Here is a 21,479-nt window from a genome sequence, read left to right on the forward strand (position 1 = left end):
CCCGGTCAGCTAGCTGACCGGGGCTTTTTCTCGTTAGTAAGCTTAGTTTGTACTCTGTATAGCACTTCTCATGACCTCTGTTTCTTACCGCACGCTGTTTATCGTCTTACTTGTTGGCTTGGGGCTAATGTTACTGGCTAGCTACCTCAAAACCCAGCAGATAGCTGCCGCTGGTATAGTGGTGCTCATGGGGCTAGTGGTGCAATTTGTGGCTGGCGTGCTGATGATCTGGAAATTCGCCAGCCGCTTAGATAAGTCGGAGGACTGACAAGTGGAGGTAACGCCCGGTAGCGCCTGCATGCGGCTAGTGCATACTAGCTGCTCTGGGTGGCACTGCTTCCGCTAGGTTATTCTTGCGCTACGGCCACCACTGGTTGGGGCTTGGGCTTCCGGCTTACCAGGAATACACCGACGAAAATGAGCAGGGCTTGTACGGCCTTAGCCGTGGTAAGGGTGTCTTTGCCCAGGCTTACCGCAATAAGCACGGCCAAGGCCGGCTGTAAGTAGATATAAGCCCCCAGCAGGGCCGGAGAAGCGTATTTCAGTGCCCAGTTGTTAAGCAAGTAAGCCAAGATGGTCAGGCAAATGACCATATAGAGAATGGCAGCCCAGATGCTAGGTGGAAAGTTGGCGTAGTCGGGTTGCTGCACTTGCTGCCAGCCGGCCGGTACGGCCAGCACCGCGCCTACCAGAAAGATGCGGGCCAAGACCGTAAACGGATGGTACTTCCGCATCAGGGGCATTACCAACACCAGGTAAATGCCGAAGGCAGTAGCATTGAGCAAAATGAATAGGTTGCCTAGCATGGTGTCTTGGCCTGGTGCCGCCGCAGGGCCGTGCCCGCGGCCCAAAATAATGAGAGCCGCCCCAAGGCCCGCTACGCCAAGACCCAAAACGCGCGGCAAGGTCATCTTCTCGCCCAGCAGTACCACCGAGGCCAGCACCGTGATAATGGGGGCTACCGTTTGAATAAGCGACGCATTAATGGGCGAAGTGAGGTTGAGGCCGGAGAAGAACAGCAGCTGATTGAGCCCGATGCCCAGCACTCCGCAGGCAATGGCCCGCAGGTTATCGGCGCGGCCGCTAATACGGTCTTGGGGCGCTACAATGCGGCTTACAACGCCAAAAAACAGGGTGGCGCCCACTATGCGCAGCAGCACCAGCCCGAAAGGACCCATGTAGCGCGGCATCACGTCTTTCGAAATACTGTAGTTGGCGGCGTAAATAAGGGCCACCACAAACAAGGCAGTGTGAACCCGCAGAGCGTTCTTCATGAGCAAAAAATAGGGCGTGGGCAGCGCGCCTGCACCAAGCAGCAAAGAGTTCGTAGAACTCGTAGGAGTACCAACCCGGTGAACTAGCTTGCCAGGTCTGCTTTCACTACAGCGAAGGTACTCCGACCTTTGTCATTCTGCGCAGCTTTGTTGCGGCGCTGGCTCCCTAGCCGCTGGCTTCCTATTTCCTTTCCCATGTCTATTGGTTCTCTTTTCGATTCTGACCCGACGCCTACCCCACCGCAGCCTGCGGGTCCTCGTCCGGGTGCTCCCCTCGCCGAGCGAATGCGCCCCCGGTCCTTGGAGGAGTACGCTGGCCAGCAGCACCTTATTGGGCCCGACGGCGTGCTTCGGCGCTACCTCAACGCCGGCCGCCTTCCCAGCCTTATCCTGTGGGGCCCGCCCGGCGTAGGCAAAACCACGCTGGCCAACCTGCTCGCCCAGGAGCTGGGGCAGCCCTTTGCTTCCCTGAGCGCCGTGAATGCCGGCGTGAAGGACGTGCGCGACGTCATTGAAAAAGCCAAGCGCCAGCGTGGCACAGTGCTGTTTATTGACGAAATTCACCGCTTCAGCAAAAGTCAGCAAGACGCCCTGCTGGGGGCCGTGGAGCAGGGCATTGTTACGCTCATTGGGGCTACCACCGAAAACCCTTCCTTTGAAGTTATTCCTGCCGTGCTGAGCCGGGCGCAGGTATATGTGCTAGAGCCCCTGAGCAAGGAGGTGCTAATGAGCCTGGTGGATAAAGCACTGGCCGAGGACGAAGTGCTCAAGCAGAAAAACGTGCGCATGCAGGACTACGGTGCCCTGCTCACCATCAGCGGCGGCGATGCGCGCAAGCTCCTCAACCTACTCGATATTGTGGTGGAGGCCAGCCGCCCCGACCCCAAAACCGGCGAAATCGTCATCACCGATGAGGGCGTGCAGCAACTGGCCCAGCAGCACCTCGCGCGCTACGACAAGGGCGGCGAAATGCACTACGATGTTATTTCGGCCTTTATCAAAAGCATCCGCGGCTCCGACCCCAACGCGGCGCTGTACTACCTGGCCGTGATGCTGGAAGGAGGGGAGGACCCCAAATTTATTGCTCGTCGCCTGCTCATTCTGGCTTCCGAAGACGTGGGCAACGCCAACCCCAACGCGCTGATGCTGGCCCAAAGCTGCTTTCAGGCCGTAACGGTTATCGGCATGCCGGAATCGGATATTATTCTCGGTCAGACGGTAGTGTACTTGGCTACTTCGCCCAAGAGCAATGCCAGTTACAAAGCCATTCGGGAGGCGCGCGCTACGTGCGGCAGCACGGTCCTGCGCCCGTGCCCATCCCCCTGCGCAACGCGCCCACCAAGCTGATGAAAGAGCTGGGCTACGGCAATGAGTACCAGTATTCTCACGACCATGCCGGCAACTTTGCTTACCAGGAGTTTCTGCCTGACCAGCTCAGCGGCACCGTGTTCTACCACCCCGGCGACAATGCGCAGGAACACAAAATGCGCGAGCGGCTTCAGCAGTGGTGGGGCCAGAAGTACGGCTACTAAACTACCCGTCTCGGTGGAGTGGCGCAGTTGAGCGGGGCTTTCTAGCGCGGTTTTATCCTGCTTTCACCGCCCAAATGTGCCTGTTGGTTGAATAGGCGGCAGGGCACTCCAAAAGCCTTTACATTTGTTTAGAGACCAAACGCGCTATTTCTTTTTCAATGAGACAATTCTTTAAGTATGTGCTGGCCACCATCACCGGCATATTCATTCTCGGCTTGCTGAGCATTATTCTGCTGGTTGGAATAGTTGTCAGCCTAGCTTCTTCCGACAAGGAAGTAACCGTAGCTAGCAACTCCGTACTGGAGCTTACCCTCGACAAACCCCTGGGTGAGCGGAGCTTTGATAACCCATTGTCGGGCTTCACGGGCGGGCAAGCTAGCAGCATCGGGCTAGATGAGCTGAAGGCAACCATTCGCCGCGCCAAAGAAGACGAGGATATCAAGGTATATTCCTGAACCTAGAGCTGGTGCAGGGGGGTATGGCTTCCCTGGAGGAAGTGCGCCAAGAACTTGTCGACTTCAAGAAGTCGGGTAAGTTCATTGTTTCGTACACCGATGCGCAGTCGGAAAAAAGCTACTACCTCGCTTCCGTAGCCGATAAGCTGTACCTGAACCCTCAAGGCACGCTGGAGTTCAATGGCCTCAGCTCCGAGACCATGTACTACAAAAACCTGTTCGATAAGCTAGGGGTGCAGGCACAGATCTTCCGGGTGGGCTCGTTCAAGAGCGCCGTGGAGCCGTACTTCCGCACCAACATGTCGGACTCGGCGCGCCTGCAAACCAAGTCGTTTTTGACGTCCATCAACGATGCTGTGCTGGCTGATGTGTCCAAAGCTCGTAAGCTGAGCCTGGGCCGCGCCAAAGTCATTTCCGACTCCATGCTGGTGCACAACGCCGACGATGCCAAGCGCTTGGGCCTCGTGACAGACCTAGGGTATTACGACCAAGCTACCGACTACATGAAGGGTAAGCTGGGCGTAGCGAAAGACAAAAAGCTAAGCCTGATTAGCTTAAGCGACTACTCAAAAGGGGAGGATACGGATGCCGAGCTGGGTAGCAACCGCATTGCGGTGGTGTACGCGGAAGGCGACATTGTAACGGGCAAGGGGGGCAACGAAAGCATTGGTAGCACCCGCTTTGCCGAGGCTATCCGCAAGGCCCGCCTCGACGATAAAGTGAAAGCAGTAGTGCTGCGCGTAAACTCGCCCGGAGGGTCTTCCCTAGCTTCCGACATCATTTACCGCGAGGTGATGCTAACGAAGAAGGTGAAGCCCATCATCTGCTCTATGTCTGATGTGGCGGCTTCTGGGGGCTACTTCATTGCCATGGGCTGCGACACCATTGTGGCGCACCCAACTACCATTACGGGTAGCATTGGCGTGTTTGGAGTACTGCCCAACATCGAACCCTTCCTGCGCGACAAGATTGGCGTAACCACTGACCGCGTAACGACGGGCAAGTTCTCCGACTTTCCTACCATCACCCGGGCCCTCACTCCCTTCGAGCAGCAGCAGTTTCAGGCGGAAATCAACCGCATCTACGCCGACTTCACTACTAAGGCCGCTGCGGGCCGCCATATGCCCGTGGAGCGTCTGCGCCGCTTGGCCTCGGGCCGGGTATGGTCGGGTTCCGAAGCCAAGGCTCGGGGTCTAGTTGATGTGCTCGGCTCGTTCGACGATGCGCTGCGCATTGCGGCCCGCCGTGCCAAGCTGAAAGAAGGTGACTACAGCATTCAGAAGCTGCCCCGCCAGAAAAGCTTTGCCGAAAACCTGTTCACTTCCTTCAGCGAAGAAGCCCGCCTGCACTTCGTGAAGGAGGAAATGGGACCCATGTACCCACTGTACAAGCAGTACAAGACGCTCAGCCAAATGAACGGCGTGCAGGCGCGGATGCCGTTTGAGATGAATGTGCAGTAGCTCGCCTCGTGCATAACTAGAAAGGTGGCTGGTACGGTACCAGCCACCTTTTTTATGTACCTCGTAGTTCATAGGGTAGTACTACCTTGCAAGCCCAACCTCAACTACTCTCCATGCACGAACTTCACGAAGCCGCCGCTTACCTCCGCCAACGCCTACCAGACTTCCAGCCCGAAGTAGGCATTATTTTGGGTACGGGCTTGGGTGCCCTGGCCAAGGAAGTGGAGGTGCACCAGTCTTTTTCGTACGCCGATATTCCCCATTTCCCGGTATCAACGGTAGAAAGCCACGCGGGTAAGTTGCTAGCCGGTATGCTGGCAGGCAAGCGGGTGCTAGTGATGCATGGCCGCTTCCACTACTACGAGGGCTACACTATGCAGCAGGTAGTGTTTCCGGTGCGCGTGATGAAGCTGCTAGGTATTCAGAAGCTCTTCGTGAGCAATGCCGCCGGTGGCCTGCATCCCGATTTCGACTACTCCGACCTGATGCTGATTGAGGACCACCTCAACCTACAGCCCACTAACCCCCTGATCGGTAAAAACTTTGACGAGCTGGGTCCTCGCTTCCCCGACATGATGGAGCCCTACGACTTGGGCCTGCTCCGGTTAGCTGAGGAGGCTGCCCAAGAGCTAGGTCTAAGCCAGTACATGCGCCGCGGGGTGTACGCCAGCCTCTCCGGACCCATGCTGGAAACTCCTGCCGAGTACCGCTACCTGCGCACTATTGGCGCCGATGCGGTAGGTATGAGCACCACCCCAGAAGTTATTGCCGCAGTGCAAATGAGCTTGCCCGTGCTGGCTATATCCGTCATCACCGACCTAGCCTCGCCCGGCAAGCTCAAGAAAGTGGACATAGCCGACATTCTGCGCACGGCGGCCGTAGCCGAACCCCGCCTTACGGCGCTGTTTCGGCGGGTGCTGGAGCGCCTGTAGTACGCTAGATGGTGAGCACAAAAAAGGCTGCTACGTATGCGTAGCAGCCTTTTTTGTGAGAGTATAGGAAGCTATAGAGTAGGCTTGAACAGATACATCTCGGTTTTTCCATCTTTGCCAGCGCGCCAAAAGAATAGCGAGTTAACAGTGGCACTTGCTATGGTGTACTCCTGCTCAGTGCCCTTGTGGTCTGTAAGGTGCAGGGTGCGATTTTCGGTGCCCATGAGCATCCATTTGCCCTTGAACTGCGTGCTGTCTTGTAGCAAGGTTTGTACGTAGCTACCATCCGCTTGGAACCGTATGGAGTACCGGTCCTTGATATCGGAACCGATGGCAGTTTTGCCCGAGGTAGTGGCCGAGTTCAACCACCACGTGTTCACTTGGCTTATGGAAGCAGGTATGAAAGGCTCTTGGGGTGGTGGCGTGCAGCCACACGGTCTAGCGTCTTCTTGCTTTTCGCAACTGCTCAATGAAAGACTGCCCACCACAAGGAGGAGGGCCGGGAGGAGGGTAGTAATAGTACGAGACATACTAACATGAATAAAGATGGATAGGTAATAAGGTGAGCCTAGCCGCAATCAGAAAGTTGCCTGCCGCTCGAAATTTATTTCTACCGCACAATGATGCGCTGCCGCTGGTAGCTCAGCACGGTGAAAACGCCAATGCCACCCTCTACCGTACTACGGACTGCAGAAGGCTGCGCAAACGGGTTGCCGTTGGCATTGCGTGCTTCCTCTACCGATTGCAAAAACTGAAAATAGGGCTGGTTGAGGTGGTAGAGCGTGACAAACAGCGTGTCATTTGTTTGGAACTCGTAGCTCGTGCCCAGGGTATAGTTGGTGCCATTGTTGAGCCGGTCCTCAATAGTATATTCCACCTCCGGGTCGGTAGCCACAGTGCTCTTGTGAATCTGGAAGCGGTAGAAGTCGACCGTATTGCCAGGGTCTCGAAACTGGGTGGTCACGTAGGCTTTGCGCTGCTCCCCACTCAGGTCATTAAACTTCCACTCTACCTTGTCGATGGGCACAATGGCGGGCATGGTGGCCGAGCCCGTAACCCGGCGACCCTGGGTGTCATAGGCCTCCAACTGAAAGGTTTGGCCCGGTGAGGCACTAATGCGGCTGCGCCCAATGTGCGTGTAGGCCTTTCCGGTAGCTAGGTTAATACCGGGCTTAAAGTCCAGGGTATCGTGGCGGCCCGAGGGCAGGGTAAGTACCACTTTCACATCCTGGGGGATTTTTGGCGTCGGTTCAGCGAGGTAAGAGCTGCTTTCCGTCACCGACATGCGCGGTACTCGGTTAGGCTCTAGGTAGCACTCTACCACCAACTGGGCGGGGTAGGCTGGCAGTTCTACGTCAATGTCTTTCTGCAAGCCGCAGCTCGCCAGCAACACCCCCGCCAGCGTGTAGCCTAAGCCCCGCCGCGTAATCATCGGCGCTAGAGTTTGGAAGATCGACCTAGTGAGCATGCGGGGTGCTTAAAATTTGAAGTTGTACGTCACCGAGGGGATGACTGGAAACAGGGACACCTGGCGGGCACGGTAGCTCGTCACGGTATTAGTGGATTTGTCCTTCACTTGGTCGAAGTACACGAAGTACGGATTGCGCCGGTTGTAGGCATTATACACGCTGAAGGTGAAGTCAGACTCGCCTCCTTCACGCAGGGGCTTTACCTTGTATACCAGGCCTAAGTCGAGGCGGTGGTAGGGAGCCAGGCGGTAGGTATTGCGTTGGGGGTAGATGGGCACTGCTGAGGCATCGGAACCGTAAACATCTTGCAAGACGAACCGGCCCAGGGGTAGGGTAGTAGCTTGCCCAGAAGTGTAGACCAGGGAGCCCGTGAGCTGAATCCGGTGATTGAGCCGGTGCAGGCCTACCACCGTAAGGTTGTGACGCCGGTCGTAGTTGGGGTAAAACGGGTTGCCGTTGTTGATGCCCGCCGTGCCTCGCTGGGCCGGAAACTGCCGTTTGGTCCACGACAAGGTGTAGCCAATCCAACCGGTGGTACGGCCCGTTTTCTTCTCCACGTAAATTTCGTTGCCGTATGCCCAGCCCCTGCCGAATAGAAATTCCGAGTCCAGGTCGGGGTTCACAAATAGCTGTGCGCCGTCTTTGAAGTCAATTTGCCGTTGCGCCCACTTGTAGTATACCTCGTTGGTGAGCAAGTAGCGGCCGTTGCCCAGCAAGAAGCTCACGCCGGTAGCTACCTGCTGGGAGCGTTGCGGTTTCACCGACCCGCGCGAGGGGTACCAAATATCCGTTGGCAGCGAAGCCCCGGAGTTTGACACCAAATGCACATACTGGTACATTAGGGCGTAGCTGGCTTTGAGGGAAGTGCGCGACGTAAGCGAGTAACGGCCCGATGCCCGTGGCTCTACCCCAACGTACCGGTCACTACCGCTTTGAAAGCCGGAAAGGCGCACCCCATAATCCAGTTGTAGCTTATCGGAAGCGCGAAAGTTGTCTGACGCGTACAAGCCTGCTTCCTGCCCGCGGTAGTTAATGTTGGAGCCCAAGTTGAGGGAGCCATCCTCGGCACCTGCCCGCAGGCGGCCCGTACCAAAGCGGTGGTCAGTAAGGGTAGCGCCAAATTTTACCGCGTGTCGGTCGTTAAGCGCGTAGTCGAAATCCGTGCGCAAACTCAAATCCCGGATGTCAGAGGCTAGGTTGAAGCTAAACTGATCGAGGGCGTTGCTGATGTTGTACTCGTAGCGCGTAATTGCTGCCGTCGTGTTTACATACAGGCGCCGGTTGAACACGTGGTTCCACCGCGCTGAGCCAACGGTATTCCCCCAGTTGAAATTAAAGTCGAACCCGTTTTGTGAGCCAAACCCAAACACGTCGCGCCCTAAGTAGCCCGTAATAAATAGGTTGTCTTTGGCTCCCAACTGGTAGTTTACCTTGGCGTTGAGGTCATAGAAATAGTAATCGGGGATGGGGTTGTAGTCGTCCTGCCCCTCATTAAGCTTGTTGATCTGGCGCGTAAACACGTCGAAATAAGTGCGGCGCCCCGATAGCAGCCACGAGCCCTTTTTGTTGGGTAGCGGGCCCTCCAACGTCAGGCGGGAAGAAATCAGACCCAGGCCGCCGCTGACTCCCAGCTTCTCCGGCTCCCCCGGCCGCATCTTCACATCGACCACCGACGATAGCGCCCGCCATACTGAGCCGGAAATCCTCCCTTGTACAAGTCCACGCTTTGCACGGCGTCGGGGTTGAACACCGAAAACAGCCCGAATAAATGGCTTGGATTGTATACCACGGCATCGTCCACCAGAAACAAGTTCTGATCGGCGGAGCCACCCCGCACAAACAGGCCACTAGTACCTTCGCCGCCATTTTGCACGCCCGGCTTCAGCTGCAACGTTTTCAGCAGATCTACTTCCCCGAAGAGGGCTGGTAGCAGCTTGGCTTCCCGGGTGGTGAGGCGCTCCAAGCTCATCTGCGTGGTTTGTAGCTTCTGCTCTAGCGTACCCGAGCCTTGTACCACTACCTCTCCTAAGGTATTAGTAGCTTCGGCTAAGTTGAAGTTTGTCCGCTGATTGCGGGTAAGGGTGATAGTCTGCGGCTGATTTTGGTAACCAATAAAAGAAGCTACTACCTGCTGGGGCCCGCTGGGTAGGGTGAGCACATAGTAGCCTTTGTCGTCGGTAGTAGCGCCTAGGCCCAGGGAAGGAGCCGCCACGGTAGCGCCGGGCAGTGCTTCACCAGTGTTTGCCGCCCGAACGTAGCCGCTTATCGTGTATTGCACCTGCGCCCATACGGGAGCCGGCAACAGCATAAACAACAGCCCTGATAAACAGATAATAAACCGTAGAGTCATCGGCAAAAGGAAGGGTAGCAGGGCAAAGGTAGCCCTGCCTAGCCCAAACGCGGGAGCCGAACAGTTAGTTTATCAGCAGGGGATGTGGCAAGTAGTACTGGTAGCGGTTGGCTACTGTAGCACGCCTTGCACTACTTGGCTAAGCTGGGCGGCGGGCACTACACCTGCCTGGCGCCACACGGGCTGGCCCTTGTGAAATAAAATCAGGGTAGGAATGCTCTGCACCCGGAATTGCTGGGCCGCGGCTTGGTTACGGTCAACGTCGACCTTGACAACTTTGAGCTTTCCTTGATGCTGAGCGGCAACCTGCTCCAGGATGGGGGCCATGGTCTTGCAAGGGCCACACCAGTCGGCGTAAAAGTCAACTAGCACGGGCATACCAGGACTATTAATCAGCTCAGAAAACGACTTTTTAGCCATGAGGCGAGAATGCTAAGAGTGAAACAACGCAGTGTTTCTGTACGCAACTGCCCGCAAAAAGAGTCATCCTACACGTAGTTTCACCGCACAAAAAAGCCCGACGCTGCAACGTCGGGCTTTGGGTAATGAAGTGAGTGAAGGGAAAGCAATTTAATTTTTCCCTACCAAGGTAACATCATTCGCGACTTCAGAAAAATTAAAACGGCCGCCAACTACTTTTTTTCCGCCTACGTGGCACTCCCAGGTGTAGCGGCCGGGTTTTGCTTTGGCCGCTTCGCCGGTTTCGGTTTTGAAATAATCTGCCTCTGCCGGCTCCGACGGGAAGATTACGTCTATGCCGTGCTGGCCGGTAGGGATTTGCTTTGTCAGCGCGTATTCCTTGCCAGTAGTTTGATCGATGACGATGAACTTGGCAGAATAGGTGCCGAGCTGTCCAAACTTATCCATCACTCCTAGCTTAACATACGCATCAGTTGACACCAGCCAAGTTTGGGCGTGCGAGGTCGACGGCTTCAGCACAAGCAGGGCTAGCAGCAAACCCGCTACCCGTAATACACGCGAAAAAGAGAAGGAAGTAGAAATGGGCATACGCAAAATGGAGAAAGTGAAAAATCAAAAGATATAGAAGGTGCAACCCCTTCGTCTACATAGCCGGAAAAAGAGATGAACAAACCATACTCACCGCTCCTTCAAGTAGCCATATACCTGGCCTGCAACCAAATATAGAAGTAAATCGGAAGTGCTAACAAAACTTTGTTCTCTTTTTTGTTCAACCTTTATAGTAGAATACTAATTCTTGGTAAAAGAACATTTTAGTATTTTGCCATCAAGCTCGCTTTACGATGACTAGGCGCCGCGCAGCCCCACCCATAGCTACTTTGGTGGGGTCAACTCCTACACACTGTGAGCTTTGCCAACGCGAGGTTCGGCACGTATCACGTCACCACCTGGTGCCGCGCGAGGAGGGCGGGCGGCACGGCCCCACCGTCGATTTGTGCCAGCCATGCCATAGTACTGTTCATTTGCTGCTGAGCAACCGAGAGCTTGCCCGGCGTTACGCTACCATTGAAGCATTACAGTCGGCGGAGGAGCTACAGAAATACTTGCACTGGATTCGTAGGAGCCGGGTTGAGCATATTTCAAATCGGCGCGGCAAAAAGCTCCGAGGTTGAGGGCACAGACTACATTTGCTGGTATACAACGTACTCCCTAAAGTAGGGGTACTTCATATCTCGTTTTTGAAAACTTTTGTTCCTTTCCGACAGCTGCGGCAGCAGCCAACCATAGTAGTAGACAGTACGGGCCTGGGAGCTACCCTAACCCTGGCGCATTGGCGCGGCGCCGCTACACCCGAGGCACTCCGCGACGATACCAGCGCAGGTTCGGCCTTGCGGGCGTTGCATGCCCCCCACACACCAGGCTGGAAGCCTGGGCCGTTACGGCCAATCACTTTGATGTGGATGGGTTTGTGGGCGTATGGGCGTTGCTACATCCGCAAGCGGCTGTGCAGTACGAAGAGTTGCTGCGCTTGGTGGCTACCCTCGGCGACTTTCGGGAGCTGGATTGGCAGCACCCGCTCGCCGACCAGGCGCTAAAGCTAGTGTGCTGGCTTAATGCTGAGGAAAAAGCCCGTTTCTACGAGCCCTTTGGGGCGCCTGCCCGGCGGCGGCGGGAAGATGAGGCATCGGCCGAGAAGTTTGAATGGTTTCTGCCCCGTTTCCAGGCCGTGCTAGAAGACCCTGAGGTGGGCCAAGCGAGCTGGGAGCCGGAATATCTGCGCGTGCGCCAAGCACTAGAGGTAGTGCACAGCCCCGCTACCATCCGTACCAGCTACCCTGCTATTGGTCTGGTAGTAGTGCGTACGCCCGAGCCCTTGCCGTATTACGCGTTGTTCGGGCCCACTGCTGGTGCTGATATGGTCCTGAGCATCTACGATGGACAGCGCTACGAGTTTGAGTACAAGTACACTACCTGGATTGACCTGGAAAGCCGACCCACACTACCCCGACTCCCGCTGGATACCTTAGCTGCTTGCCTCAACGAATTAGAACAAGGCAGCCGCCGCTGGACCTTTGACGGAATTACCGACACGGGGCCACTACTACGCCTGGGTGGAAAAGGCCTCACGAAGGCCCAGCGCTACGCCGACCCCGACCAGCGGCCGATTTATTCGTCTTCCATTTTGCCCCAGCAAGTGGAGGATGAGGTAGTCCGCTTTTTCGAGAGCCGCTACGCCACCATCACACCGCGTCGCTACTGGAGCTGGGCCGAAATTAGAGCTGCGGGCACCCCGGAATAGGCTATTGCTCCCGCTATAGCTCCTCCCCAAAGCCCACAATTCGGAGGGAGCTGATGCCGCCGGCGCCTTTCCGCACGTTGATCTGAGTGGTGACGCGCTCCTTCAGCGCCTCCACGTGCGAGATGATACCAATGGTTTTGCCCGTGCCTTGCAGCAACTCCAAGGCCGAAATAGCCACATCCAGCGCATCCGGATCAAGGGTTCCGAAGCCTTCATCAATGAACAACGTATCGATTTGGGTTTTGTGACCGGCTAGCTCCGAAAGGCCGAGTGCTAAGGCCAAGCTCACCAAGAAGCTTTCACCCCCCGACAGCGAATTCATGGAACGGGTGCTGCCGGCTTGGTACTCATCCTGCACCAGTAAATCGAGGTGCTCATCGGGGTTGCGTAGGATGCGGTACCGGTCGGTGAGGCGGTGCAGGTGGCGGTTGGCCAAATCTACAAGGCGGGCGAGGGTAAGGCCCTGGGCAAACTCACTGAACTTTTTTCCGTCGGCAGAGCCAATTAGCTCCGTGAGCTGGCGCCAGCGCTGGGACTCTTGTTGCTGCTTGTCTAACGCAGCTGCCAACGACGCGTGCCGTTCCAGGCTAGCCTGGTGGTCGTGGAGACGTTGCTGGCGCTGCCCTAACTGCTGGTTGAGCGTGGCTATTTGCTGGTTAGCGGCGGCAAGTTGCTGCTCAAGTGCTTCGAGCGGCTCGGTGGTAAGATTCCGGGCCTCTTCTGCCGCTAGCTGCTGCGTAGTATCCTGAATAGTCTGCTCTACCAGAGCTACTTCCTGTTCGTAGCGGCGTAGCTGATCTTGCAGGGTAGTAACCTCGGCAGTTGGTAAAAGCAAGGCAGGTAGCGTGGCAGGGTCGGGGTTGAGGCCTGCTGCGGTTAAGGATGCTGTAAGGGTAGTATGGCGGGTAGTTTGGGCCTGCTGTTGCTGCTCAGTGTCTTGCTCGTGCTGGCGCAGGCGAGCCGTGGCTACTGAGTGCGCGGTTTCGTGCTGCTGCGCTTGCTGCTCGGCCTGCTGGCGGCGTGCATCAGCAACCCGAACGGCCTCGTCAAGCTGTTGCCGCACGCGGGCTAGGTCGGCATCGGGGAGGAGCTGCTCGCGCTGCTGCTGCTGGCGCATAATATCCTGGTGCTGATCAACAAGGCTTTGCTTACGGGTGCGCAGCCACGTTTGCAGGTCCTGCTGATCGTCCGCTGCCTTTTTTGCTTCTACACTCACTCCGCTTAGCTCTTGTTTGGCTTCGTTGAGCCTACGGTAGTAGTCGTCAAACTCAGCAATACGCTGGCGGGCCGTTTCCATAAGCGCCCGGCCATTTTCGCCCGTGAAGGGTAAGCCAAAGCTTTGCGCGTGGCTTTGAATCATTTCCCGAGCGGGCTGAAGCTGGTCTTCCGCGTCGCCCAGCTCCTTTTCCAGTTGGTGTACTATGAGCGCGTAGTCCTGTTGCTGGTGGCTGGTGGTTTGCTGCTGCACCATGGCCTGATGGGCACGCTGCTGGGCCGCGGCCACCTGGTCGCGCAGTTCGCGCAGGGTGTGCACCAGGGTCTTCACTTCCTCAGCTGCGGCTTTCTCAGCTGATTCCGGTAGCAGCTGAATGGTGGCGGTAGGGGCCGCCGCGGGTTCCGGGCCTGCCTGCTCCAGCATCGTTACGTAGGTATTCAAGCGGTTGAACCGGGTTCCTAAAGCTCGTACGCGTTGGCTAAGGTCCTCCTCGCGTTGCCGGTCGCGCTGAAAAGAGTCCTCGCTTACGCCCAATACACCCGCCATATAGGGGTGTTCGGTAGCGCCGCATACGGGGCAGGGCTGGCCCGCTTCCAGCAACGCGCGCGTATCGGTGTGGGAGAGAATAAGCTGCTGCATTTGCAGGCTGCGGCGCAAATCGTCCCAGTGCTGTTGCTCGCGCTCCTGCTCCTGTTGTAGGCTGCTAATATGGAAGCGCAGGCGGTGCAGCCATACGGTGCGGGTGCGGGTGGTTTGCTCTTGCTGCGCCACCAGGCGAGCCAACTGCTGCTGGGCAGCTTCCACGGCCTCTTGTTGGGTGCTGGCATCGGCGGCGGCTTTCTGCTGACGCTGGCGCGCTTCCGCCAAGCGCTGCCGCAACTGCCCTAGCTGCCCTTTCAAGTGCTCCCAGTGCTGCAAGCTAGCCGACAGTTCGGGTAGAGAAGAAGATAGCTCGCTCACAACGGCGTTTACAAGCAGCCATTTTTCTGCTTCTGCTACATGCTCACGCAGCACCTGCTGGCGCTTACCTGCGTGCTCGGCCGTTGCCTTTAGGCGCTTGCATTGCTCGTTCTTGTCTTCATACTCTGTCTTCCCTTGGGTGAGAACCCGCCGCGCCTCCGTGATACGCAAGTCGAGTTGCTCGGCTTCGCGTAGCTTGGGCTCTTGAGTTTCTTTAGTGGCAGTAGCCTGCTCGTGGGCCTGGCGGGCCGCTAGGCGGGTTGATTCAGCAGTAGCTTGCCGGTCAGCTAGCTGGGGCAACTGTTCGCGCAGGCGGGCTGCTTCGTGGCGGAGGTGGGTTAACTGCTCATCGGCTTGGCGAAGCAGGGCATAGTCCGTTGCAAAAGGAGCGGCTTGCTGATGCAACGCCAGACGCTGGCGCAGGGGGGCGAGCGAAGAAGCCTGGGCGGACAGCTGCTGCCGGCGTTGTTGGGCCGCTTGCTGGCGCTGGCGCAAGTCGGCTAGCTGGCGCAACCATAACCGCGCTTCTTGCTGGCGCTGCTGGGCAGCCACAATGGTGCTGAGCTGTTGTTGCAGGTCACCAATCTCGCCTTCCAGAGCCAGTACATCCTCCGGGGAAAGCAACACGACGCCCGCCAAGCCTTGGCGCAGCTGCTCGGTCCGCTGATTTTCCTGCTTGGCCCGTTCAAAAGCCGCTTTGGAAATATCAGAGTACTTCTTCGTGTCGGTAATTTTCTCCAGCAGCTGAGCCCGCTCGCCCGCCGTCGACTTCAAAAACCGGGTAAAGTCGCCCTGGGCAAGGAGTACGGAACGCAGAAACTGTTTGTATTCCAGCCCGCTGAGTTCGGCTACGCGAAAGGGTACTTGGCGCTTCATGGTTTCCAGAAACGGCCACGATACTTCCCCGTCCTCGGCCACTTTCCGCTCGCTAAGCTCCATGCGAGGGTCTTGCAGCTTGCCGTCGGCGCGCTTGCGGGCGCGGTACTGGCCCCACTTGGAGCGGTACTGCTGGCCATTTACCTCAAACTCTACTTCTGCCCAGCTTTCCCCCGTGCCGTGGCTCATTACCTGCTCGGGGCCGCTGCCTTCGTGGCGCGGAACCTGCCCATATAGGGCCAGCGTAATGGCGTCGAGAATGGTGGTCTTGCCCGCGCCAGTAGGACCAGTAATAGCAAACAGCCCCGATTCTGACAAGGGAGCATTGCTAAAGTCTACCTCGTGCTCCCCGCGTAGGGAGTTTAGGTTAAAGAAACGGACGCGGAGAATTCTCATAGGGCAGAAGCGGCAGCTTGCGCCGAAGAAAAAAGTCGCGGCGCGGCCGAAATATGGGACAAGTTACGGGTTCGGGGCAGGGTTACAGGCTTTCCAGCAGCTCGTCGAAGGTGCGCAGTAGCTCAGCGCGGCCGTGCTCAGGCTCGGTTTCCAGGCGCTGAGCAAACACTTCGCGCTCGGTGAAGTCGTGCAGGCTGCGGGTGAGGGGCTCGTCGGCCGCTTCAGTTTCACCCAGGGCGCGCAGCTTTACCAGCCGGAAGTGGCGGCGAGCCAGCACTTCCACCTGCTTGCGGTCTAGCTCCTGAATTACTTTTAGTAAGGCTTCTGCCACTTCTAGCTGGGTCAGCTCGGAGTGAATCTGCACATCTGCCCAGGCTGGCAGCAGGTAGCCCGCGTTATCATACGTTGTAAGGCCCTGCGTAACTTCTTCCAGGGAGCCATGAAACCGCACGAGGCGCCGGGCACCCGGTACGGGCAGCGAGTCGAGGGTTAAAAGCTTGCCAGCGGCAAATTCCAGCAGCAGCACTTCCTTAGGGTGGTCTACCTCTGAGAAGGACAGGGGGATAGGGGAGCCCGAATACCGAATGTGTTCCCGGCCGCCCACGCGCTGGGGGCGGTGCAGGTGCCCTAGGGCCACGTAATCAAATACCGTTGGGAAATGGTCAGCCGTAATCTGGCCCAGGTTGCCCACATGAATGGTCCGCTCCGAGTCGGAGGGGGCTGCCCCGGCGGCGTAGAGGTGGCCAGTGGCTACTACGGGTAGGCCCGTGTCTTTGAGCTGCCATACGCGCTCTACCTCCGCTATGCGGGCGTAGTGGTCGGCAATGCCTTGTTTGATGCGGGCTTCCCGATCCTCAGCTGTTTCGCCGGGTACTGAGAGGCGCACATCCCGGTCGCGCAGAAAAGGGATGGCGCACACTACTAGGCCGGGGTTGCCGGCAGCATCATCCAGCACCAGCACCTGGTCTTCAAAGCACTCCGGCACGCAGCCTACCACGTGCACGTGCAGGTGGCGCAGCAGCCGGGCTGGGGCATTTAGCGTAGCGGGCGAGTCGTGGTTGCCGCCGACCACCACAATATCGCGACAGCCGGTGCCACGCATGTTCAGCAGAAAGGAATAATACAGCTCTAGCGCTTGGTTGGAGGGCGAGCCGGTATCAAAAATGTCGCCGGCTACTAGCAGCACTTCCACGCGCTGCTCGCGCACTGTAGCTACCAGCCACTCCAGAAAGTGACGGTGCTCATCGGTTCGTTCGTGGCCGCTAATAAAGCGCTGGCCCAGGTGCCAGTCGGCGGTGTGTAGTACGCGCATAACTACGAAGATACTTCGGCCCGCCGGAAGAAGAAAGCCCTGCGCTGCGCGGCCGTGGCTACCTAGCTCGCAAGCAGCCAGCAGCGTCTACTTCAACGGCTACTGTTCCAAATAGTGCGCTTGAACTCGGCCGTGCTAAAGTCTAACCCATTTACTTGAGTATTACCCCACAAGCCACCCAAGTATCCTACAGTGTTGCAATCTTCGTCCAGCACTTCGGAGCTAGCATCGGCAATGCAGCTGCCGGGGATAAACAGATACACCGTTTTACCCTGAAAGAAGTATTCTCGTACGCTAGCTCCTTCCTTACAGGGAGATTCCTCCGTCACCTTATTTATCCTCTGCCGGATGCAGCTAGGGGTCCCTTTTGCTACATCTGTTTTGTCGCAGGCAGTGAAGGTAAAAAGAAGGCTGGTGGCTAGTAGCAATGAGTAGGTCGTCTTCACAGGGCGAAAAGATTTGTAGTAGTCGTAGGCCGTAAAACAAGAATGACCAAGGCAGCTGCCTTGGTCATTCTAAGAGGTCATATAAGGCGCAAAGGTTGCACTACCTCGTACTAGGTATCGGTAGGCTAGGTGTGCGCTGGTTGCGGCTGAAAGGTGGAGATGGCCTCACCAAGGTCAAACACCTGTACCCCCGGCAGCGCTGCCTCCAAGATGCTGGCTCCCGCTGCGGAGCGGTAGCCGCCAGCGCAGTGCACCAGCACGGGCTTATTTGTAGTAGGCACTTCGTGGGCTCGTTCGCGCAGCTCGGGTAGCGGAATCAGTAGCGCATTGTCGAAGATGGGCTGCTGAGCTTCGGTGCGGTTACGAATATCAACGATGGTGAAGTCCTGGGGCCGGTGACGAACGTGCTCCACATCAATGGTTGGACTAGTAGCGGACAGCTCGCGGGGCGTAAGCAAAGCCCCTTTGATGGTAGTCTCATACCCAATCTTAGCCGTTTTGCGAATTACCACATCAAGGGCAATTTGTGAGTCGGCAATGAGGTAGAACGGCTCGTCCGGGCCCACAATGGAGCCCAGCCAGGTTTCAAACTTGCCGCCATCCATGAGGTTGATGGCGCCAGGCAAATGGCCCGCGCGGAACTCGGCGGCCGGGCGAGTATCAATAACTACTACCCCAGGTTCTAGCGCCGTGCCGGGCTGCAGGCGTGGTACCGCCCGAATGCTGTCTTCGAAGGGTAGGGCGCCGTGTTTGTTCAGCAACACATCATGCCCGAAGTACTTAGGCATGAAGGGCTGATCTTCGAGCAGCACTTTAATAAACTCGGCCTGCGACATAGGCTGAAGCGCATAGTTGGTTTTCAGCTCTTTGCCAATGGTGCTGTCGAGGTCGGGGGAGGTAGTCTTGCCACAAAGCGAGCCGGGGCCGTGCGCCGGGTACACACGCGTAGTGGCGGGTAGGGTCATGAGCTTCTGGCGGGTAGACTGATACAGCTGGGCGGCCAGGTCTTGGCGGTTGTGTCCGCCCACAGTGCCATCTTCCCGCAGATCGGGGCGGCCCACGTCGCCCACAAATAAGGTGTCGCCAGTAAAGACGGCGCGCGTTTGCGCAAGGTCGTCGATCAGCAAAATGCTGATGGAATCGGGGGAGTGACCGGGCGTGTTAATGGCGTGCAACTCCACCGTGTTCAGGACAATACGGTCGCCCTCGTCAAAAGGCTGGTGTTCGTAGCTGGCCTGTACCAGCTTACTTACATAAATAGTGGCTCCTGTTTCCTGGGCTATTTCCAGGTGGCTGCTCACGAAGTCGGCGTGGGGATGCGTTTCGATGACGGCAACAACCTTGGCGTCGTGCTCATCGGCGAAATCATAGTACTGCTGAGGGTCGCGGGCCGGGTCGATAATGGCTACTTGACGGCCGCTGCGGATGGCGTAGCTCGCGTGAGCTAAACCCTTGTCGTAAAACTGCTGAATCTGTACCGACGCGGTACTACTGGGCAGAGGACTCATGGGGTGGTAGATGTAGTGGCTGCCTACCCGTCAGCTCAACTGATACGGGAGGCATATTGTCAAATATAAGCAGGTGCTGGTTTTTCGCTACTGCTATTTGCGCCGGGTACTATGAATTGTGCTGGCTACTGTTGTGATACTGAGCCTGATTTGGATACAACTAAAAAGCTGGAATGTTCTAGTAGCCGGTACCTCGTAACGCATAAATAGGTAGTGACTGAGGTAGAATGCTGTCCACTAAAAAAGCTCCGGCCGCACAGGCCGGAGCTTTTTTTACTTAATGGTACGAGTAAGATGAAGGCAGCTTAGCTCTTCATTTTAGCTTTCATCTTGCCACCTTTCATCGTGTCTTTGCGCTTGTCCATTTTTTGGTCGCGTATTTCGGTGTATTTCGTAGCCTGGGCGGGGGTAAGTACGGCATTCAGCTGTGCGTCATACTTCTCGCGGGTGGCTTTCATCTGTTGCATAGCAGCTTGGCGGTCGGTGCTAGCAGAGGCGTTGGCACGCATTGTTTTTGTTTCCTGCGCTTCAGCCAGGGCAATAGCCCGCACCTGGGCTGTCTGATCGGCCGACAAGCCGATCTGTTTGGTGAGGCGTTGGGCCTGCCTATCAGCGTGCTGCTCAGGCGTCATGTTCATGCGCCCCCCGTCCCGCTGGCCCTGGCGGGCACCCAGGGTAGTGGGGGTTGTAGCAGTTTGGGCAGTAGCAGTGCCAGCCGTCAGAAAAGCAACGGCGAGGATGGCAAGCATCTTTTTCATGAGCAGAGAGTCTTTGGAATGGAGGTATGCTGGTTGGATAGTCGAGCCTACGCCAGGTTTAATCTGGCTCTGCAATTCAAGCCAGCAACCGTAGCGCCAATGCATGCACTCAACAGAAACGGCTATATTCGGGCCACGTGGCTGCTTGCAGGCGGCTGTCGTTGCCATTTTTACACCTCACACCTCTCTTTTTTTACTCCTTCATAACCTGTATGGCAAATATTTTCGCCAAAAAACCGCTGTCCCAGCTGCTGGGCGAGGCCAACTCCTCCGGAGAAGGCTCGCTAAAGCGCACCTTGGGCGCGGCTAACCTCGTGGCTCTGGGCGTCGGGGCTATTATTGGAGCCGGCCTATTCGTGCGCACGGCGGCCGCTGCCGCCCAGGCTGCCGGTCCGGGCGTAACGCTGGCTTTCATTGTGGCCGCCATTGGCTGCGCCTTTGCCGGGCTGTGCTACGCCGAGTTTGCGGCCATGATTCCAATTGCTGGTTCGGCGTATACCTACGCCTACACTACCATGGGCGAATTTGTAGCCTGGGTAATTGGCTGGGCCCTGATTATGGAGTACGCCCTGGGGGCAGCCACTGTAAGCATTGCCTGGAGCGAGTACCTAAATAAGCTGCTGGAGGTGTTTGGAACCCGAATACCCTTTGAGTTGTGCCACGCGCCCAGCGAAGGGGGCTGGCTAAATCTGCCTGCCCTGTTGGTAATCGTGGCCCTGAGCTTGCTCCTAATCAAAGGCACCCAAGAATCGGCTACGTTCAACTCCATCATTGTGGTGGTGAAAGTGGCTATTGTGCTGGTGTTCATTGCTATCGGCTGGCAGTTCATCAACCCTGCCAACCACACCCCCTACCTGATTCCGGAAAATGCCGAGCCCGTGCGCAACGCCGCCGGCGAAGTAGTGCGCGAGTACACTGACTGGAACAAGCATGGCATTTTCGGCATTCTGGGTGGCTCGGCCATCGTGTTCTTCGCCTTTATTGGGTTTGACGCCGTATCGACGGCCGCACAAGAAGCCAAGAATCCTAAGCGCGACATGCCCATTGGTATTCTCGGCTCTTTGGCCGTCTGCACGGTGCTCTACATCTTGTTTGGCCACGTGCTGACGGGCGTGGCTAACTGGCGCGAATTTGCTGACCCTGCTAAGGGCGGTGAGGCGTCAGTGGCTTACGCTATTAAAGAGCACATGCCCGGTTACGAGTGGCTTTCCACGGCCGTAACGGTGGCTATTCTGGCCGGCTTCTCGTCGGTAGTACTGGTGATGCTGATGGGCCAGAGCCGCGTGTTCTTCTCCATGGCCAACGATGGCCTGATGCCCAAGGCTTTCTCCGAGCTGCACCCCAAGTTCCGCACCCCTTATAAGTCGAACTTGGTGCTGCTAGTGTTTGTAGGCGCGTTTGCCGCCTTTGTGCCTGGCTCCTTGGCCGGCGACCTGACCTCGTTTGGTACGCTGTTGGCTTTCGTGTTGGTGTCGGCGGGCGTATGGATTATGCGCAAAACCGATCCGGCGCAGCCCCGTCCGTTCCGTTCGCCTCTCTCAAATCCTTCGTTCCCCTTCGTGCCTATCATGGGCATTCTAGTATGCCTGGCCATGATTGCTGCCCTCGATACCTTCACGCTGAAAGTGGCCATGGGCTGGATGCTGTTGGGCTTTGTGGTGTACTTCCTGTATGGCAAGCGCAACTCTAAGCTGCAGCAGGGCATTGTAGTAGTACCCAAGGAAATGGAAGAAGAAGCCTTCATCAAGCCAGACAGTAACAATCTGTAGGCTTTACCAGCAAAATCTGCTTAAAAAAGGCTCCGTTGGACTATCCA

17 protein-coding genes and 2 pseudogenes are annotated in these 21,479 nt (G+C 57.0%); 7 read left to right on the forward strand and 12 right to left on the reverse strand.

Going from position 1 to position 21,479, the window contains the following annotated elements; translation table 11 throughout:
* Window positions 1–70 precede the first annotated feature (70 nt).
* Complete coding sequence (locus tag VI25_RS24520) at window positions 71–268, forward strand: hypothetical protein (protein ID WP_143437176.1); 198 nt, start codon at window positions 71–73, stop codon at window positions 266–268.
* Between the two features lie 79 nt (window positions 269–347).
* On the opposite strand, the gene VI25_RS00340 is transcribed toward VI25_RS24520, so the two are convergent.
* Complete coding sequence (locus VI25_RS00340; protein ID WP_045688754.1) at window positions 348–1,274, reverse strand: DMT family transporter; 927 nt, start codon at window positions 1,272–1,274, stop codon at window positions 348–350.
* Between the two features lie 285 nt (window positions 1,275–1,559).
* On the opposite strand from VI25_RS00340, the pseudogene VI25_RS00345 reads away from it, so the two are divergent.
* The 4 genes and pseudogenes from VI25_RS00345 to VI25_RS00355 all read left to right on the forward strand — a co-directional run bounded on the left by VI25_RS00345 (window position 1,560) and on the right by VI25_RS00355 (window position 5,653).
* Window positions 1,560–2,806, forward strand: a pseudogene (locus VI25_RS00345) (replication-associated recombination protein A).
* A 158-nt stretch (window positions 2,807–2,964) separates the two neighbouring features.
* Entirely contained in the window at window positions 2,965–3,261 is a 297-nt protein-coding gene (locus VI25_RS28120) for a hypothetical protein (RefSeq protein ID WP_316934206.1), read from the forward strand.
* A gap of 23 nt (window positions 3,262–3,284) precedes the next feature.
* The gene (gene sppA, locus VI25_RS00350; RefSeq protein ID WP_316934207.1) at window positions 3,285–4,721 is read left to right on the forward strand and encodes a signal peptide peptidase SppA; all 1,437 of its coding nucleotides are present in this window, start codon (window positions 3,285–3,287) and stop codon (window positions 4,719–4,721) included.
* A gap of 113 nt (window positions 4,722–4,834) precedes the next feature.
* Window positions 4,835–5,653 carry a purine-nucleoside phosphorylase gene (locus VI25_RS00355; protein WP_045688751.1) on the forward strand — a complete coding sequence of 273 codons (819 nt, stop codon included), beginning with the start codon at window positions 4,835–4,837 and terminating at the stop codon, window positions 5,651–5,653.
* 71 nt (window positions 5,654–5,724) lie between these two features.
* Here the strand turns inward: VI25_RS00355 and VI25_RS00360 are convergent, their stop codons facing one another.
* The 6 genes from VI25_RS00360 to VI25_RS00380 all read right to left on the reverse strand — a co-directional run bounded on the left by VI25_RS00360 (window position 5,725) and on the right by VI25_RS00380 (window position 10,480).
* Window positions 5,725–6,033 carry a hypothetical protein gene (locus VI25_RS00360; RefSeq protein ID WP_045688752.1) on the reverse strand — a complete coding sequence of 103 codons (309 nt, stop codon included), beginning with the start codon at window positions 6,031–6,033 and terminating at the stop codon, window positions 5,725–5,727.
* A gap of 230 nt (window positions 6,034–6,263) precedes the next feature.
* The gene (locus tag VI25_RS00365; RefSeq protein ID WP_082455332.1) at window positions 6,264–7,121 is read right to left on the reverse strand and encodes a DUF4249 domain-containing protein; all 858 of its coding nucleotides are present in this window, start codon (window positions 7,119–7,121) and stop codon (window positions 6,264–6,266) included.
* A 9-nt stretch (window positions 7,122–7,130) separates the two neighbouring features.
* A complete protein-coding gene (locus tag VI25_RS00370; protein ID WP_236704818.1) occupies window positions 7,131–8,777 on the reverse strand; it encodes a TonB-dependent receptor plug domain-containing protein in 1,647 nt (548 codons plus the stop codon).
* 2 nt (window positions 8,778–8,779) lie between these two features.
* Window positions 8,780–9,472, reverse strand: a complete 693-nt coding sequence (locus VI25_RS26220) for a carboxypeptidase-like regulatory domain-containing protein (RefSeq protein WP_236704812.1) — start codon at window positions 9,470–9,472, stop codon at window positions 8,780–8,782.
* 111 nt (window positions 9,473–9,583) lie between these two features.
* Entirely contained in the window at window positions 9,584–9,892 is a 309-nt protein-coding gene (gene trxA / locus VI25_RS00375; protein ID WP_045690199.1) for a thioredoxin, read from the reverse strand.
* Window positions 9,893–10,042: 150 nt separating this feature from the next.
* Window positions 10,043–10,480 (reverse strand): hypothetical protein, encoded by a 438-nt coding sequence (locus VI25_RS00380; RefSeq protein ID WP_045690200.1) that lies wholly within the window; start codon window positions 10,478–10,480, stop codon window positions 10,043–10,045.
* A gap of 650 nt (window positions 10,481–11,130) precedes the next feature.
* Between VI25_RS00380 and VI25_RS00385 the strand changes: the two are divergent.
* Window positions 11,131–12,191: pseudogene (locus tag VI25_RS00385) on the forward strand (DUF6687 family protein).
* Between the two features lie 13 nt (window positions 12,192–12,204).
* Here the strand turns inward: VI25_RS00385 and VI25_RS00390 are convergent.
* The 5 genes from VI25_RS00390 to VI25_RS23810 form a co-directional block, all read right to left on the reverse strand.
* Complete coding sequence (locus tag VI25_RS00390) at window positions 12,205–15,639, reverse strand: AAA family ATPase (protein WP_045690201.1); 3,435 nt, start codon at window positions 15,637–15,639, stop codon at window positions 12,205–12,207.
* Window positions 15,640–15,721: 82 nt separating this feature from the next.
* Window positions 15,722–16,951 carry an exonuclease subunit SbcD gene (gene sbcD, locus VI25_RS00395; protein WP_045690202.1) on the reverse strand — a complete coding sequence of 410 codons (1,230 nt, stop codon included), beginning with the start codon at window positions 16,949–16,951 and terminating at the stop codon, window positions 15,722–15,724.
* A 92-nt stretch (window positions 16,952–17,043) separates the two neighbouring features.
* Window positions 17,044–17,397 carry a DUF6970 domain-containing protein gene (locus VI25_RS00400; RefSeq protein ID WP_055562160.1) on the reverse strand — a complete coding sequence of 118 codons (354 nt, stop codon included), beginning with the start codon at window positions 17,395–17,397 and terminating at the stop codon, window positions 17,044–17,046.
* Window positions 17,398–17,522: 125 nt separating this feature from the next.
* Window positions 17,523–18,905, reverse strand: coding sequence for an MBL fold metallo-hydrolase (locus tag VI25_RS00405; protein WP_045690204.1), 1,383 nt, complete (start codon window positions 18,903–18,905; stop codon window positions 17,523–17,525).
* A 305-nt stretch (window positions 18,906–19,210) separates the two neighbouring features.
* Complete coding sequence (locus VI25_RS23810) at window positions 19,211–19,663, reverse strand: hypothetical protein (RefSeq protein ID WP_152981428.1); 453 nt, start codon at window positions 19,661–19,663, stop codon at window positions 19,211–19,213.
* A gap of 212 nt (window positions 19,664–19,875) precedes the next feature.
* On the opposite strand from VI25_RS23810, the gene VI25_RS00415 reads away from it, so the two are divergent.
* Window positions 19,876–21,432 (forward strand): amino acid permease, encoded by a 1,557-nt coding sequence (locus tag VI25_RS00415; RefSeq protein WP_045690207.1) that lies wholly within the window; start codon window positions 19,876–19,878, stop codon window positions 21,430–21,432.
* The last annotated feature ends 47 nt before the right edge of the window (window positions 21,433–21,479 follow it).

The organism is Hymenobacter sp. AT01-02 (genome assembly GCF_000961955.2).
GTDB lineage: Bacteria > Bacteroidota > Bacteroidia > Cytophagales > Hymenobacteraceae > Hymenobacter > Hymenobacter mucosus.